Below are 15,076 nucleotides of genomic sequence, written 5' to 3' on the forward strand. Positions count from 1 at the left end.
TCGAGAACGTGAGATGCGCAAGATACTCGTCGTGGGGGCCGGCCAGTCCGGCCTCCAGCTCGCCCTCGGCCTCCAGTCGAAGGGGTACGAGATCACCCTCATGTCCAACCGGACGGCGGACGAGATCCGCACCGGGCGGATCATGTCCACGCAGGTCATGTTCGACACGGCGCTCCAACACGAGCGCGATCTCGGGCTGAACTTCTGGGAGCGGCACGCCCCGCGGATCGAAGGCATCGGCGTCTCCGTCGCGGCCCCGGACGGCTCGCGCCCCGTCGACTGGCTCGGCCGCCTCAAGGGGTACGCGCAGTCCGTCGACCAGCGCCTGAAGATGGCCGGATGGATCGACACCTTCGTGCAGCGCGGCGGACAGCTGGTGATCCACGGCGCGTCCGTCGCCGACCTGGACTACTTCTCCCGTACGTACGACCTGGTGCTCGTCGCCGCCGGCAAGGGCGAGCTGGTGTCGATGTTCGGGCGGGACGCGGCGCGCTCGCCGTACGACGCGCCGCAGCGCGCGCTGGCCGTCTCGTACGTGCACGGCCTCGCACCGCGCGCCGAGCACCCGGAGACGGAAGCGGTGCGCTGCAACCTGGTCCCCGGGGTGGGCGAACTGTTCGTGATGCCGGCGCTGACGACGTCGGGGCGGGCGGACATCCTGTTCTGGGAGGGACTCCCGGGCGGCCCGCTCGACGTGTTCCGCGGGGTGCACGACCCGGCCGAACACCTCGCGCTCACGCTGGAACTGATGGAGAAGTTCACGCCCTGGGAGTACGCGCGGGCGGCGGACGTGGAACTGACGGACGCCGGCGGCACGCTGGCCGGCCGGTACGCGCCGGTCGTCCGCAACCCGATCGGGCGGCTGCCGGGCGGCGGCCTGGTGCTGGGCGTCGCCGACGTGGTCGTCGCGAACGACCCGATCACCGGCCAGGGATCGAACTCTGCCTCCAAGTGCGCGGCCTCGTACCTGTCGTCGATCCTGATGCACGGGGACAAGCCGTTCGACGAGGCCTGGATGAAGGCCACCTTCGACAAGTTCTGGTTCACGACGGGCAAGCCGGTGACCCAGTGGACGAACGCGATGCTCGGCGTCCCGCCGGAGCACGTCCTGAACCTGATCGGGGCGGCCGGGCAGCTCCAGCCGGTGGCGGACCGTTTCGCCAACGGCTTCGACAACCCGGCCGACTTCGAAACGTACTTCTACGACCCCGAAGACGCGCAGGACTACCTGGCCGAGGTCTCGTCGTCTGCAGGGGCGGCGGCCGGGGCCCCTTCGGAGGAGTAGCCGGCGTCGCCGCCCTCCGTGCTCGCGGTCGCGGGGAGCGCGGGCGCGGTGAACTCGGTGAGCGGGGTGCCGTCGGGATCGGGCCGCACGGCCCCCAGCAGCGGGTTCGCTGCGATGGGGGACACCTTGACCTTCGCCCCGGGCCGCGGTGCCTGGATCACCTTCCCGTCGCCGACGTACAGGGCCACATGGGTGGCGGTGGGGAAGTACACCACCAGATCGCCGGGCCGCAGCTCGTCCAGCGGCACCCTCGGGAGCTGCGCCCACTGTTCCTGACTGGTCCGGGGGATGGACCGGCCGGCGTGCGCCCAGGCCTGTGAAGTCAGCCCGGAGCAGTCGAAGGACCCCGGCCCCTCGGCACCCCAGACGTACGGTTTGCCGATCTGCTCCGTGGCGTAGGTCAGCGCGGCGCCGCCGGCGGCCGTCGGCGTACGGGGCGTGGTGGCGAGCCGGCCCGAACCGAGCAGCTCCCGCTGCGCGGTGGCGGTGTCCGCGGCCTCGCGTTCCCCGAGCCGGGCGAGCTGCTCGGCACTGAGCGAGGCCAGCATCCCCTCGACCTGCTTGAGTTTGAGATCGACCTGCTGCTTGTGCAGTTTGCGCTGTGCGGTCAGGGTCTGGCGGGCGTCGAGGGACTTGCGGGCGGCGGCGGCGAGCAGGTCGGCCCGGTGCACGTTCCGGGTGAGCCGGGCCAGCACCCCGGCCCGCCGGGCGCCCTCGCGGGCGGCGAGCCGCCGCTGGTCCAGGGCGGCCCGGGCGTCGCCGGTGAGCAGCATGCGGGCGTACGGGGAGAGGCCGACGGAGTGCTCGTACTGCTCCCGGGCCATCCGCCCGGCCGCCGCCTTCTCCGCACCGAGGGCGGTACGGGCCTTCCCCAGCTCGGAGCCGAGCCGCCGCTCCTCGTCCTGCCCGGCCTTGAGTGCGACCTCCGTGGCGTTGAACGCCTCGGTGGCCTCTTCGGCTTGCCGGTACAGCCCCTGCAACTGGGCGAGCAGCGCCCCCACGGACTGCCCGGGCCCCGGCCGGGCGGTGACCCCGTCCGAGGGCGCGGCGCCCGCCGGGAGGGGGCTCGGGGCGGCGGCGCCGTCCGCCGGGCCGGTGCTCCCGGCGGCGGCGGTGGCCCCCGAGCCGGGGCTCGGTGTCGTGGTGGCTCTTGTGCCGGGGTCCGGGGTGGCGGTGGTGGCTCTCGTGCCGGGGCTCGGGGTGGCGGTGGTGGCTCTCGGGCCGGGGCTCGGTGTGGGGCTGGCTCCCGTGCCGGGGTTCCGACCGGGGGCTGCGTCAGCGGGGCCCGGGCTCTTCCGGGTGGCGGGGGACGCCTGTGACGGAGTGTCGGGCAGGGGGCCGGCGTGGGTGGCGGGGAGCGGGCCGACCGTGACGAACACGGCGGCGATGCAGGCGGCGCGGAGCAGGCGGCATGACAATGTGATCACCTCCAGGCGGCCGATGCTGCCACGCGCGGTATGACAAATCCCCGACCGGGAACGGCCAGTTCCGCACACTCACCTGTCCGGCCCAACCCGCGCGGGGCGGGTGCCGAGACCCTGTGTGGGGGCCCGGCCCCGGCCGGTCGCAGCCGAACCCGGCTCCGCGGGCGTTCGTGGGGCGGGGTTCGGGGGCTCGGCCGGCCGGTCCCCGTCAGGGGCGCCGCACTCGGTCGCGTCAGGGGTGGAGGAGGCGGGTTTTGGCCTCCTTGAACTCCTGCGGGGTCAGGATGCCCTCCCGGGCCAGTTCGGCCAGCTGCGCCAGCTCTGAGGCCAGCCCACCGGTCGGGCCACCGGTCGGGCCACCGGGCGGCCCAGCGGTCGGCCCGCCGGGTCGGCCGACCGGGCGGGGTCCGGGGTCGGGTCCGGGGTCGGGTCCCGAGTCGGGCTGCGGGGCGTCTGGGGCCGGAGCCGGGGCCGGAGCCGGGGCCGGAGCCGGAGCCGGGGCTCGGCCCGCGGCTCGGGAGAGGAGGCCTTGGAGGAGGGGGTGGCCCGACGGGCGGCGGGCCGCTTCGATCCTCGTTCCGATCGGGCGGATGAACATCAGGCCGCCCCCGTCCGCTCGGGCGGGATCCGGACCGAGCCCACGATCCGCCCGCCCGCCGCGCGTACGGCGATCGCCGCGTCCTCGGCCCACACGTGCTCGACCACCAGCAGCAGTGCGCAGCTGCCCCGTTCGAGCAGGTCCGCCGACTCCCCGACGTCCTCCGCCCCGATCAGCTGTGCGGCCTCCCGGTGCCGTAGCAGGCCCTGGAGTTCCATGAACTCGTCGAACTCCGCCGCCAGCACCTCACCGCCCGCGGTCTTCGTGACCACGAGCCCGTCGATGAGCCGTACGACCCCCGCTTTGCGCAGTCCCATCACGGCCTCGACCGCGGGTACCCGCAGTTGTTCCTCCGGGAAGGCGAGGACGATGAATTCCACTGGTCCCATGTGCCGCGGCTCCCACTCGTGACCGTTTCTGACGACTCTTCGGCACTCTATGACATAAGCGGACATACCATCCGTCCGCTTGCTACGTTTCCCGCATGACCGCTCTGACGGCAGAGGTGGCGGAGCCCGCCCCGCCCCCGCCCCCCGACGCCTCCGCGTCCACGCGCAGGGGCGTCGAGCTGACGCTCCTCGCCGGAGCCGTCCTCATCTCGGTCCTCGGCCACCTCTACGTCGGCCTCGCCACGACCGGCCGCATTCCCGAGACCGCCGGCCGCTACGCCGCCGGTCTCGCCGGGACCGCCCTGCTCGCGCACCTCGCCGTCCGCTTCCGGGCCCCGTACGCCGATCCGCTCGTCCTGCCCATCGCCGTCCTGCTCAACGGCCTCGGCCTGGTCCTGATCCAGCGGCTCGACGCGACCACTCCCGCCCACCTCACCGCCGGCGACCAACTGCGCTGGTCGGCCCTGGGGATGGCCCTGTTCGTCCTCGTCGTGGTGGCTCTGCGCGACCACCGGGTGCTCCAGAAGTACGCGTACCTCTCCGTGGTCACGGCCCTGGCGCTGATGCTCGTCCCGGTGTTCTTCCCGGCCGTCAACGGAGCCCACATCTGGATCCGGTTCGCCGGATTTTCCTTCCAGCCCGGGGAGTTCGCGAAGATCCTGCTCGCCGTCTTCTTCGCCGCTTACCTCGCGGCGAACCGCACGGCGCTCGCCCTCACCGGCCGCCGGCTCTTCTGGAAACTGCGGCTGCTGCCCGGCCGGGTCCTCGGCCCGATCCTGGCGATCTGGCTGCTCAGCGTCGGTGTGCTCGTCCTGGAGCGGGACCTGGGCACCTCGTTGCTGTTCTTCGGGCTGTTCGTCGTCATGCTGTTCACCGCGACCGGCCGGATCGGCTGGATCGCGATCGGGCTGCTGCTCGCCGCGGTGGGGGCGTACGCGGTGGGCACCCTGGAGCCGCACGTGCACAGCCGCGTAGGCGACTGGATGAATCCTTTCGCCTCCATCGACCGCGGCGAGGGTCCCGGTCAGCTCGCCCAGTCCCTGTTCGCCTTCGGGGCCGGCGGACTCCTCGGTTCCGGGCTCGGCCACGGCCAGTCCTTCCTGATCGGCTTCGCCGCCAAGTCGGACTTCGTCCTGGCCACCGCCGGGGAGGAGCTCGGCCTCGTCGGCATCACCGCGATCCTGCTGCTCTACGGGCTCCTCGTGGACCGCGGGTTCCGGGCCGGGCTCGCGCTGCGCGATCCCTTCGGGCGCCTGCTCGCCACCGGTCTCGCCTCGATCGTCGCGCTCCAGGTCTTCGTCATCACCGGGGGAGTCACCGGGCTGATCCCCCTCACCGGCATGGCCATGCCGTTCCTCGCCCAGGGCGGCTCCTCCGTCGTCACCAACTGGATCATCGTCGCGCTGCTCGTCCGGCTCGGTGACAGTGCCCGGCGGCCGGGCCCGGCCGGAGCGGAGGACGCGGCGTGATCCGGTACATCCGCTGGTGCGCGTTCTCCTGCGCGCTGTTGCTCGTCGCCCTGCTCGTCAACGTGGCCCGGGTGCAGGTCTGGGAGGCCGCGGCGTACGGGGCGAACCCGGCGAACAAGCGCCCCGCCATCGAGCGCTACGCCCGGCCCCGCGGGGACATCCTGGTCGACGGACGGCCCGTCACCGGCTCCCGTGACAGCGGCCAGCTGCTGCGCTACGAGCGGACGTACGCCAACGGCCCGCTGTACGCGCCGGTCACCGGGTTCTCCTCGCAGACGTACGGGACCAGCCTCGTCGAGCGCGCCGAGGACGCGGTCCTCGCGGGCACCGATCCGGGGCTCTCGGCCTTCCCCCTCTGGTACGACCTGACCCGCGGCCGCCCGGCCGGCGGGAACGCGGAGACCACCGTCCGGGCCGGCGTGCAGCGGGCCGCGTACACGGGGCTGGCGGGCAGGCGCGGCGCGGCGGTCGCCCTGGAGCCCGCCACCGGGAGGATCCTCGCGCTGGTCAGCAGCCCCTCGTACGATCCGTCGCTGCTCTCCGGCACCGGCGCGCGCGTCAAGGCGGCCTGGGCGCGGCTGAACGCGGATCCCGCCCGGCCGATGCTGAACCGGGCGCTGCGCGAGACGTATCCGCCGGGCTCCACCTTCAAGATCGTCACGGCGGCCGCGGCCCTGGACGCGGGGGTGGTCGCCGACGTGGACGCGCCCACCCGGACCCCGGACCCGTACCCGCTGCCGGGGACCAGCACGCTGCTGCCGAACGCGGGCACCGGCTGCGAGGACGCCTCGATGGCGGAGGCGGTGCAGTGGTCCTGCAACACGGTGATGGCGAAGATCGGGGTCCGGGTCGGGCTGCGCGGGATGGTGGACGCGGCGCGCCGGTTCGGGTTCGACGACGGGGGACTGCGGGTGCCGGCCTGGGTGTCACGGTCCAACTTCGACACCGACATGAGCCCGGACCAGCTGGCGCTGTCTTCGATCGGGCAGTTCAACACGACGGCGACGCCGCTCCAGATGGCGATGGTGGCGGCGGCGGTCGCGAACGGCGGAGAGCTCAAGTCCCCGTACCTGGTGGACGGGGCCACCCAGGACGACGGGGACCGGATCCGGCGCGGGCAGCAGCGCAGCCTGGGGCGGGCGATGAACCCGGCGACGGCGCTGCGGCTACAGGAGCTGATGGTGCAGGTGGTGGAGAACGGGACCGGGCGCAACGCCGCGATCCCCGGCGCGGTGGTGGGCGGCAAGACCGGTACCGCCCAGCACGGCGTCGGGAACGCGGGGACCCCGTACGCCTGGTTCATCGGCTGGGCCAAGGCCGAGGACGCGCCGCTGCCGGGGGTCGCGGTGGCGGTGGTCGTCGAGGACGCGGAGGCGCACCGCGGCGACATCAGCGGCAACGGCGCGGCGGCCCCGATCGCGCGGGCGGTGATGGAGGCCGCGCTGTACGGCCCGCCGCCCCCGGCCACCCGCTGAAACGCCTTGTGGGGGAGCGGCCGACGGTGCTGGGGGGGCTACGGGGCCCCGGTCCCGCCGGCGGCGTCCGTGCCCGTGCCCTTACTCGTGCCCGCGCCCGCGCCCGCGCCCGCGCCCGTGTCCGAGCCCGAGCCCGTGCCTGCGCCCGTGTCCGCGCCCTCTGCGATGGCCGACCGGACCTCCGCCACCCGGTCCGCCTCCTCCGCCGCGAACCGTTCGCGGTCCAGGGCCTCGGCGATCTCCTCGTCCTGGGTCATCAGCAGGTCCAGGTTGGAGTCGCCCATCTCGAAGACGCCCATGTCCAGGTACGCCTTCTGCAGCCGCTCGCCCCACAGCCCGATGTCCTTCACACACGGCACGATCCGGCTGAACAGCAGCTTGCGGAACAGGTGCAGGAACTCCGACTGCTCACTGAATTGCTCCGCCTCCTTGCGCGGGATGCCGAAGTTCTCCAGCACCTCCACACCGCGCAGCCGGTCCCGCATCAGGTAGCAGCCCTCGATCACGAACTCCTCGCGCTCGCGCAGCTCGGCGGCCGTCAACTGCTTGTAGTAGTCGCGCAGCGCCATCCGCCCGAACGCCACGTGCCGGGCCTCGTCCTGCATCACGTACGCCAGGATCTGCTTCGGCAGCGGCTTGTCGGTCGTGTCGCGGATCATCCCGAAGGCGGCAAGCGCCAGCCCCTCGATGAGCACCTGCATGCCCAGGTACGGCATGTCCCAGCGGGAGTCGCGCAGGGTGTCGCCGAGCAGCCCCTGCAGGCTGTCGTTGATCGGGTAGAGCATCCCGACCTTCTCGTGCAGGAACCGCCCGAAGACCTCGGCGTGCCGGGCCTCGTCCATCGTCTGGGTGGCGGAGTAGAACTTCGCGTCCAGGTCCGGCACCGACTCCACGATCCGGGCCGCGCACACCATCGCGCCCTGCTCGCCGTGCAGGAACTGGCTGAAGTTCCAGGCGGCGTAGTGCCGGCGCAGCTCGCCCTTGTCCTTCTCGGTGAGTTTGGCCCAGTGGCGGGTGCCGTAGAGGGTCAGCGCCTCGTCCGGGGTGCCGAGCGGGTTGTACGGGTCCACCTCCAGCTCCCAGTCGATGCGCTTGGCGCCGTCCCACTGCTTGTCCTTGCCCTTCTGGTACAGGGCGAGGAGCCGCTCGCGGCCGTCTGCGTATTCCCAGCTGAAGCGGGCTGCGCCGGAGGCCGGAACCTGCCAGACGTCCGCGCCCGGGTCCTTGGTGTAGAGCTCGTGCGTCGACACTGACGCCCCCTCGGCTCGTGTACTTCCGTACAGGACTGGATGGTTGGCAGCGTCACACGTTGGTAGACGCGGGGTCAACAAGTCGTGCGCAGGGGATTGACGGTCTTGCTGACAAGCAGTCTCATAACTACTGACCGCCGGTAACGCGATGAGTGAGGTGTCCGAAGCCATGACGACCGTGACCGATCGAGGCGCGCTGCAGGACGCGCTCGGCCTCCTCAAGGACCGCGAAGAGATCGCCGCGCGACTGCTCGAATCCTCGGCCAAGCACTCCTTCGACCCCGACAAGGAACTCGACTGGGAAGCCCCGCCCATCGACGGCAAGTACTACTGGCCGCCCGAGCTGCTCTCCCTCTACGACACCCCGCTGTGGAAGAAGATGGGCGAGGAGCAGCGCATCGACCTCTCCCGCCACGAGGCGGCGGCGCTCGGCTCGCTCGGCATCTGGTTCGAGATCATCCTGATGCAGCTGATGGTCCGGCACATCTACGACAAGTCCCTGACCAGCAATCACGTCCGGTACGCGCTCACCGAGATAGCCGACGAGTGCCGCCACTCGATGATGTTCGCCCGCATGATCCAGAAGGCCGGGGCCCCCGCCTACCCGGTCTCCCGCGTCAACCACAACCTCGCCCGCATCCTCAAGACCGTCTCCACCACCCCGGGTTCCTTCGCCTGCACCCTGCTCGGCGAGGAGATCCTCGACTGGATGCAGCGCCTGACCTTCCCGGACGAGCGCATCCAGCCGCTGGTGCGCGGAGTCACCCGCATCCACGTCATCGAGGAGGCCCGGCACGTCCGCTACGCCCGCGAGGAACTGCGTCGCCAGATGCTGACCGCCCCGCGCTGGGAGCAGGAGCTGACCCGCGTCAGCTGCGGCCAGGCCGCCCGCGTCTTCTCCCTGGCCTTCGTCAACCCGAAGGTCTACGACAACATCGGCCTCGACCGGCGCGAAGCCGTCGCCCAGGTCAAGGCGAGCGGCCACCGGCGCGAGGTCATGCAGACGGGCGCCAAGCGGCTCACGGACTTCCTCGACGACATCGGCGTCCTGCGCGGAGTCGGCCGCAGGCTCTGGAAGAGCTCGGGACTCCTCGCCTGAACCGGCGGTTTCGGGGCTACCCTGCGGGCATGACGACCGTACGCGCGTACCGCAGGCTGAGCGTCGAGGAGCGGCGGGCCCAGCTCCTCGACGCCGCCCTGTCGCTGTTCGCGCACCGGGCCCCGGAAGAGGTCTCGCTCGACGACGTCGCCGAGGCGGCGGGCGTCTCGCGGCCCCTGGTCTACCGCTACTTCCCCGGTGGCAAGCAGCAGCTGTACGAGGCGGCCCTGCGCTCGGCGGCGGACCTGCTGCAGCAGTGCTTCGCCGAACCGCAGGCCGGCCCGCTCACCCAGCGGCTGTCCAGGGCCCTGGACCGCTACCTGGCCTTCGTCGACGAGCACGACGCGGGCTTCTCGGCCCTCCTGCAGGGCGGCAGCGTCGTCGAGACCTCCCGGACGACGGCGACGGTGGACGGCATCCGCCGGGCGGCGGCCCAGCAGATCCTCTACCACCTGGCCGTCCCGGCCCCCGGTCCGCGGCTGCGGATGATGGTGCGCACCTGGATCACGGCGGTCGAGGCGGCCTCCCTGATCTGGATCGACGAGGGCAAGCAGCCGGAGGTCGGCGTACTGCGCGACTGGCTGGTCGACCAGTTCATAGCCCTCCTGACGGCGACCGCCGCCACCGACCCGGAGACCGCCGCCGCGGCCCGGGCCGCGCTGGCCCTGGAATCGGCGGACGGTCCGGTCGGCGTACTGGCCCGGCGCGTGATCCCCGTGGTCTCCGAGGCCGCCCACCTGCTGTGACACTGGTGGAGTGAGAAGCGAACCCACCCCCTTCGAGGGCGGCCCGATGGACGGCCGGGTCCTTGCGATCCTCGTCGGCCCGACCGGGCACCCACCGAAGTGGTACGAGATCCCGGTCCCGTCCGCCGACGGCGGCCCCGCCACGGTCCTGCTGTACGAACGGGTCCCGGCGGGCTACACCAAGCGGCTGCACCTCCAGAAGGGCTGGAAGTACACCTACGCCCCGTCCGGCCAGAAGCCCAGGCTCCGCTGGCCCTGGACCAAGCCGACCCCGCCCCCGGCCTGACCCGCAGACGGGCACGGGCCCCGGGGCCTACGGGGCCCCGGGCCGGCCTACGGCTGCGAGGGGGGTTGCGGCAGCGTCAGGACGGCCAGCGCACCGCCGCCCTCCGCGGCCCGGAACTCCAGCCGCGCGCCGATGACCTCCGCCTGCCCGACGGCGATCGTCAGCCCCAGCCCGTGCCCCTTGCCCGTCCCCGCGCCCCCGGTCCGGAACCGCTGCGGGCCGTGCGCCATCAGGTACTCCGGGAACCCGTCCCCGTGGTCCCGTACCGTCACCACCGGCCCGTCCACCGTCAAGGCCACCGGCGGCCGCCCGTGCTTGTGCGCATTGGCCACCAGATTGCCCAGCACCCGCTCCAACCTGCGCCGGTCCGTCTCCACGTGCGCGTCCCGCACGACCACCAGCTGCGTCTGCGTCCCGGACGCCCGCACCACCCGCAGCGCGAGCCGCCCCAGCTGGTGCAGGTCCGTCTCCACCACCTCGCGCCCCGAGTCCAGCCGCGAGATCTCCAACAGGTCCTCGGTCAGCCCGCGCATCGTGCGCACCCGCTCCTGCACCAGCTGCGTCGCCCGCCCTTCCGGCAACAGCTCCGACGCCGCCTGCAAGCCCGTCAGCGGAGTGCGCAGTTCGTGCGCGACGTCCGCCGTGAACCGCTGCTCGCTCACCAGCTTGGACTGCAAGGTCCCGGCCATGGTGTCCAGCGCGCCCGCGACGGTCGCCACCTCGTCCTGGTGCCGGGAGGGGTCCTTCGTCCGCGGATCGTCCACGCGGGCGTCGAGATCGCCCTGCGTGATCCGCCGCGCCACGGTCGCCGTCAGGTGCAGCCGCCGCGTCACCCGGGTCACCGCGAAGGCACCCACCAGCAGCGTCCCGCCGATCGCCAGCACCGACGATCCGATGATCGCGTTGTCCAGGCCGGTGATCGTCCGGGCGCTCTGGGCGTAGTCGACGGACGTGGCCAGGGCCTTGCCGTCCGCGGGCGCCGCCGCCCACATCGTCGGCCGGTCCTCGTACTCGGCCACCATCGTCCCGCGCTGCCCGGACACCGCCAGCGCCCGCAGCGCCGGGGGCAGTCCGGCCGGGTCGACCCCCGTGCCGGGAGGCAGGGGGTCGCCCGCCTCGTAGTCGCGGGTCACGTCGCGCAGTTGCTCCAGGGCCTTCTCGCGCGCCGTCGCGACGGTCTGCCGGGTCACCTCCACGTGCACCAGCGCACCGAGCACGGCCGCCAGCGAGCAGCACATCACGACGATGAAGCACCCCGACTTCCACGTCAGGGTGGCCGTCCACGAGGGCAGCCGCCTCAGGATCCCCCTCACGGCGCGCCCCCGGCGGACGGCGCCGTCGGCCCCACCGGTTGCGGCGGACGTGCCGACGGGCTCTGCGCGGACCCCGGCAGTCGGACGATCTGCTCCCGCGCAGGCAGCATCGTCCGCTGCTTCTCGTCCCAGGACCACGCGGTGATCAGCTCGTAGCCCGGATTGCCGCTCGGCATCCGCAGGATCACGTCCCGACCCGCCAGCTCGACGGCGACGACGGTCTGCGTGGTCGCCATGATCCGGTTGAGGCGCCCGTCAGGGTCCGCCGTGTACGCCCGTACGGACATCATCCGGTCCGGCATCTCGATGCCGACGACGAGCTCGTCGCGCCCGTTGCCCGTCAGGTCCCGGTAGTACGGGGCCAGCACCGGACAGTTCTGCGACGGAAGTCCCTCCTGCCCGCACGCCTCGACCGCGGCGACGGTCTCCGCCGGCATCCCGTCGGGGCCGACGTCGGCGGCCGGGTGGGCGCGCAGCTCCGCCTGGACGAGGGCCAGCGGGTCGACCTCGTGCACGTTCTGGTCCCGGACGGGCGCCAGCCCCGGCACGTACTCCGGCGGGGCGCCCCCCGGCTCGGCGGGCGGTACGGAAGCCCCCTTGCGGTCCGGCCACAGGTGTACGGGACCGCTCGCGGTCGGGGTCGGACCGGCTCCCGCCAGACCCCCGGCGTCGCCGCAGCCCGCGAGCAGGGGCAGCAGCGTCAGGCACAGCAGCACGGGCAGCACGGGCAGCACGGGCGACGCGGGCGGGGAGGGCCGCACGCCGCGGGCGCGGGAGACGGCGGCCGGGAACGACGGGGCACGCACAGCCGACCGGACCTCCTCTCCACGGCACAGCACGACGCCACGTCGCGCACGCCAACCTTATGCGGAGATATGCCCGTTTTCCCCGAGGGGGTCCTGAGGGGGCCCCGGCGGATCAGCCCTCGGTCCGCCCGCGCCGCAGCATCGCGAAGCCGAGCCCGGCGGCGCCCACCGCCGCGATGCCGCCGCCCGCGGCGAGCAGCAGCACGCCGTCACCCGGCCCGTCGGCCAGCGTGTCCAGGGTCCCGCCGGCCACCGTGCGGGCGTGCGAAACCGAGGCCCGGACGACCCGGCCGTCCCGGGTCCCGGTCTTGTAGCCGTCACCGGCGGGCGTACCGGTGTGGTCGCCGGTGCCACCCGTTCCGCCGGCCCAGGAGGAGAGCCGGCCGTCGGGCTGGAGCGCCGCGTGCAGCGGGCCCGACCCGCCGAAGCCGGCGACGCCGTCACGGCTGGTCAGGGTGGCCGCCCTGGTCCCGTCGGCCGCCAGGATGTCGGCCTGGTAGCCGCCCTCGGCGACCCGGTAGACGTTCGCCCGGGACACCCCGTCCGCGAGGGCGAGGCTCTTGACCAGGGTCCGGGCGGCGCCGGCGGAACGCGCGGCCGACGCGGCGGGCAGCCCGTCGGCGAGGGCGGCCGCGGCGGGCAGCGCGAGGAGGGTTCCGGCGCAGACGGTCACTGCGGCGGCTCGTACGAGAGTGCGGCGGCTGACGGTGCTCACGGGAAATCCTTCGGTCCGGTCCAGGTGCGACAAACCTAGGAACCCGCTGTTGCAGCACAGTGATGGGCTTGTAACAGGCACCCGGCGGAGTCCCGTAGAAGCTGTTACACATCCGAGGGATTGCCGACGGGCGTCCGGGCTGCTCCCATGTACGGCGGGGGGTGAGGTCCATGCGGGGACTCAAGGTGCTGCCGAGCGGCCGCCCGGGTCGTGGCCGGCTCTACGTCAACCTGCCCGACGGCCAGGCGGTGGCTTGGTACGACCGGCAGACCAACCGGATCAGCGTGCTCGCCGACCAGCACCGCGATGCGGTCCTGGCGGCGTTGCGCCCGTACCTGGCCGGCACGTACACGGTCGGACCACCGCTGGTGCCGACACCGGCCGACCTGCGCAGACTCGCCCTGCCGCCAGACGAGGACCTGGCCCCGAACCGCCCGGGCGAGGTCCTGCTGGGCGAACTGGAACACGGTTCGGCCGGCACCCGGGCCCGTCACCGCCTGCGCCAGGACCTGACCGCACAACAGCGCATGGGCGATCTGCTGGACTCCCTCGAACCGGACGGCTGGCGCGTCCTGCACGGCGTCCCGCTCCCGGGCCTGGGCCGCCTCGACCACCTGCTGATCGGACCGGCGGGGATCTTCGGCGTCCGTACGGTCCCGGGGCGCAGGCAGCGTGCCGCCGTCGGCGATCTGCTGCTGGCGGTGGGCCGCGCAGAACCGTGCCCGGACCCGCGCTGGATCCGCCGGGCCGCCGCCGCGGCCACCCGGGCCCTGGCGGCCCCGGTCCTGCCGGCCCTGGCCCTGGTCGACGCCTCCCGCGTCGAGGTGGCCCCGACGGTGCGCGACATCCGCATCCTCGAACCGGCCACGGCCGCGGTGCACCTCGCGTCGGCTCCGACCACCCTCAAACCACCGGACGTGGAAGCCCTGTTCATCCAGGCCCGCGACGCCCGCACCTGGCTTCCTCCGCTGAGGCCCGTCCGGCGTTCGAGGACCGGGAATCCGGGGCGGAGCCCCGGCAAACACTGAAGGGGCGGGGCGGGGCGGGGTGGGGTGGGCGCAAGCACTACGGGCCCCCCGCGCCGCCCCGACCTTCGCCTCAGGCCGAAGCCCGCTTGCGCGGAGCCGCCTTCTTCGCGGTCGCCTTCTTCGCCGAAGCCGCCTTCGAAGTCGACTTCGTGGCGGCCCTGGCCGTGGACTTGGCTGCGGTCTTGGCGGTCGACTTGGCCGTGGACTTGGCCGTGGTCGACTTGCGCGACGCGCTCTTCTTCGTACCGGCAGCAGTCTTCTTTCCAGCCGTCGACGCGGTCGACTTCTTGCCGCCCACCGCCTTCGGTGCGGACGCCGTCTTCGGTGCGGCCGCCGACTTCCGCCGGATCGGCGTGACCTCCGCCCCCGCCTTCGAACCCGCCTTCGAACCCGACTCCGAACCCGCCTCCCCCCGGGAGGCCTTCGCCGCCCGCACGCTGTTCTCCAGAGCCGCCATCAGGTCGATGACCTTCCCGCCGGCCGGCTCGACCTCCGCCTCGGTCGCAGGCTCGAACGCCCCCTCCGACTTCGCCGTGATCATCGCCTCCACGGCCTCCCGGTACTCGTCCGTCAGCGAGGCCATCTCGACCTCTCCCAGGGTCGCCATCAGGGCGTCTGCCAGGTCCAGCTCGGCATCCCGCACTGACACCTTCCCCTCCGGAGCCACCCCCTCCGGCGCCCGGATCTCGTCCGGCCACAACAGCCCGTGCATCGCGATCACGTCGTCGACGACCCGCAGCATGCCCAGCCGCTCCCGCCCCCGCAGCGCGTACTTGGCGATCGCGACCCGCCTGCTCCGCTTCAGCGCCTCCCGCAGCAGCGTGTACGGCTTCGCCGCCGTCGGCCCGTTCGCCGCGAGGTAGTACGCCGCGTCCATCTGTAGCGGATCGATCTCGTCCGCCGGTACGAAGGACACGATCTCGATCGTCTTCGTCGTCGCGATCGGCAGCTGCGCCAGGTCCTCGTCCGTGATCGGGATGATCGACCCGTCCGCCTCCTCGTACCCCTTGCCGATCTCGGCGGTCGGCACCTCCTCGCCGTCCAGCTCGCACACCTTGCGGTAGCGGATGCGGCCGCCGTCGTCCAGGTGGATCTGGCGAAAGGAGATCGAGTGGCTCTCGGTGGCGTTCACCAGCTTGATCGGGATGCTGACCAAGCCGAAGGAGATCGCCCCGTTCCAGATGGATCGCACG

General features: G+C 72.9%; 15 protein-coding genes. 7 read left to right on the plus strand and 8 right to left on the minus strand.

What is annotated here, in order from left to right; all coding sequences use genetic code 11:
* Window positions 1–13: 13 nt before the first annotated feature.
* A complete protein-coding gene (locus OG974_RS27770; protein WP_327285398.1) occupies window positions 14–1,285 on the plus strand; it encodes a styrene monooxygenase/indole monooxygenase family protein in 1,272 nt (423 codons plus the stop codon).
* On the opposite strand, the gene OG974_RS27775 is transcribed toward OG974_RS27770, so the two are convergent.
* The 3 genes from OG974_RS27775 to OG974_RS27785 all read right to left on the minus strand — a co-directional run bounded on the left by OG974_RS27775 (window position 1,225) and on the right by OG974_RS27785 (window position 3,696).
* Window positions 1,225–2,712, minus strand: coding sequence for an NlpC/P60 family protein (locus tag OG974_RS27775; RefSeq protein WP_371644780.1), 1,488 nt, complete (start codon window positions 2,710–2,712; stop codon window positions 1,225–1,227). The genes OG974_RS27770 and OG974_RS27775 overlap by 61 nt on opposite strands.
* A 229-nt stretch (window positions 2,713–2,941) precedes the next feature.
* Window positions 2,942–3,307 carry a hypothetical protein gene (locus OG974_RS27780; RefSeq protein ID WP_371644782.1) on the minus strand — a complete coding sequence of 122 codons (366 nt, stop codon included), beginning with the start codon at window positions 3,305–3,307 and terminating at the stop codon, window positions 2,942–2,944.
* A complete protein-coding gene (locus OG974_RS27785) occupies window positions 3,307–3,696 on the minus strand; it encodes a DUF6325 family protein (RefSeq protein WP_327285401.1) in 390 nt (129 codons plus the stop codon). Before OG974_RS27785 ends, OG974_RS27780 begins: the two co-directional genes overlap by 1 nt.
* 95 nt (window positions 3,697–3,791) lie before the next feature.
* Between OG974_RS27785 and OG974_RS27790 the strand changes: the two genes are divergently transcribed.
* Both OG974_RS27790 and OG974_RS27795 read left to right on the plus strand, forming a co-directional pair.
* Window positions 3,792–5,165, plus strand: coding sequence for an FtsW/RodA/SpoVE family cell cycle protein (locus tag OG974_RS27790; RefSeq protein WP_328763669.1), 1,374 nt, complete (start codon window positions 3,792–3,794; stop codon window positions 5,163–5,165).
* On the plus strand, window positions 5,162–6,640 hold the full coding sequence (locus tag OG974_RS27795; RefSeq protein WP_371644784.1) for a penicillin-binding transpeptidase domain-containing protein: 1,479 nt from the start codon (window positions 5,162–5,164) through the stop codon (window positions 6,638–6,640). The genes OG974_RS27790 and OG974_RS27795 overlap by 4 nt, the downstream gene beginning before the upstream one ends.
* A 38-nt stretch (window positions 6,641–6,678) precedes the next feature.
* On the opposite strand, the gene OG974_RS27800 is transcribed toward OG974_RS27795, so the two are convergent.
* On the minus strand, window positions 6,679–7,890 hold the full coding sequence (locus tag OG974_RS27800; RefSeq protein WP_371644786.1) for a ferritin-like domain-containing protein: 1,212 nt from the start codon (window positions 7,888–7,890) through the stop codon (window positions 6,679–6,681).
* A gap of 169 nt (window positions 7,891–8,059) precedes the next feature.
* On the opposite strand from OG974_RS27800, the gene OG974_RS27805 reads away from it, so the two are divergent.
* The 3 genes from OG974_RS27805 to OG974_RS27815 are packed head-to-tail and all read left to right on the plus strand — an operon-like array spanning window position 8,060 to window position 10,021.
* On the plus strand, window positions 8,060–8,989 hold the full coding sequence (locus OG974_RS27805) for a diiron oxygenase (RefSeq protein WP_329314516.1): 930 nt from the start codon (window positions 8,060–8,062) through the stop codon (window positions 8,987–8,989).
* Between the two features lie 29 nt (window positions 8,990–9,018).
* Window positions 9,019–9,735 carry a helix-turn-helix domain-containing protein gene (locus OG974_RS27810; protein WP_327285406.1) on the plus strand — a complete coding sequence of 239 codons (717 nt, stop codon included), beginning with the start codon at window positions 9,019–9,021 and terminating at the stop codon, window positions 9,733–9,735.
* 10 nt (window positions 9,736–9,745) lie between these two features.
* Window positions 9,746–10,021 (plus strand): hypothetical protein, encoded by a 276-nt coding sequence (locus tag OG974_RS27815; RefSeq protein ID WP_327285407.1) that lies wholly within the window; start codon window positions 9,746–9,748, stop codon window positions 10,019–10,021.
* Window positions 10,022–10,068: 47 nt separating this feature from the next.
* On the opposite strand, the gene OG974_RS27820 is transcribed toward OG974_RS27815, so the two are convergent.
* From OG974_RS27820 to OG974_RS27830, 3 genes are all read right to left on the minus strand, one after another.
* Entirely contained in the window at window positions 10,069–11,325 is a 1,257-nt protein-coding gene (locus OG974_RS27820; protein ID WP_327285779.1) for a HAMP domain-containing sensor histidine kinase, read from the minus strand.
* Window positions 11,326–11,330: 5 nt separating this feature from the next.
* Window positions 11,331–12,140 (minus strand): hypothetical protein, encoded by an 810-nt coding sequence (locus OG974_RS27825; protein WP_327285408.1) that lies wholly within the window; start codon window positions 12,138–12,140, stop codon window positions 11,331–11,333.
* A gap of 112 nt (window positions 12,141–12,252) precedes the next feature.
* Entirely contained in the window at window positions 12,253–12,855 is a 603-nt protein-coding gene (locus tag OG974_RS27830) for a hypothetical protein (RefSeq protein WP_327285409.1), read from the minus strand.
* A gap of 170 nt (window positions 12,856–13,025) precedes the next feature.
* Here OG974_RS27830 and OG974_RS27835 point away from each other — a divergent pair, with 170 nt between their 5' ends.
* Window positions 13,026–13,883 (plus strand): nuclease-related domain-containing protein, encoded by an 858-nt coding sequence (locus OG974_RS27835; RefSeq protein ID WP_327285410.1) that lies wholly within the window; start codon window positions 13,026–13,028, stop codon window positions 13,881–13,883.
* A 70-nt stretch (window positions 13,884–13,953) separates the two neighbouring features.
* Here OG974_RS27835 and OG974_RS27840 read toward each other — a convergent pair whose 3' ends face one another.
* The gene (locus tag OG974_RS27840) at window positions 13,954–15,075 is read right to left on the minus strand and encodes a Ku protein (protein WP_327285411.1); all 1,122 of its coding nucleotides are present in this window, start codon (window positions 15,073–15,075) and stop codon (window positions 13,954–13,956) included.
* Window position 15,076: the final 1 nt, after the last annotated feature.

It is taken from the genome of Streptomyces sp. NBC_00597 (assembly GCF_041431095.1).
Lineage (GTDB): Bacteria > Actinomycetota > Actinomycetes > Streptomycetales > Streptomycetaceae > Streptomyces.

Bases quoted from the DNA above. Each gene is read 5' to 3' on its own strand.
- OG974_RS27770 (WP_327285398.1), top strand. From the start codon at position 14: ATGCGCAAGATACTCGTCGTGGGGGCCGGCCAGTCCGGCCTCCAGCTC.
- OG974_RS27780 (WP_371644782.1), bottom strand. From the start codon at position 3,307: ATGTTCATCCGCCCGATCGGAACGAGGATCGAAGCGGCCCGCCGCCCG.
- OG974_RS27785 (WP_327285401.1), bottom strand. From the start codon at position 3,696: ATGGGACCAGTGGAATTCATCGTCCTCGCCTTCCCGGAGGAACAACTG.
- OG974_RS27790 (WP_328763669.1), top strand. From the start codon at position 3,792: ATGACCGCTCTGACGGCAGAGGTGGCGGAGCCCGCCCCGCCCCCGCCC.
- OG974_RS27805 (WP_329314516.1), top strand. From the start codon at position 8,060: ATGACGACCGTGACCGATCGAGGCGCGCTGCAGGACGCGCTCGGCCTC.
- OG974_RS27810 (WP_327285406.1), top strand. From the start codon at position 9,019: ATGACGACCGTACGCGCGTACCGCAGGCTGAGCGTCGAGGAGCGGCGG.
- OG974_RS27835 (WP_327285410.1), top strand. From the start codon at position 13,026: ATGCGGGGACTCAAGGTGCTGCCGAGCGGCCGCCCGGGTCGTGGCCGG.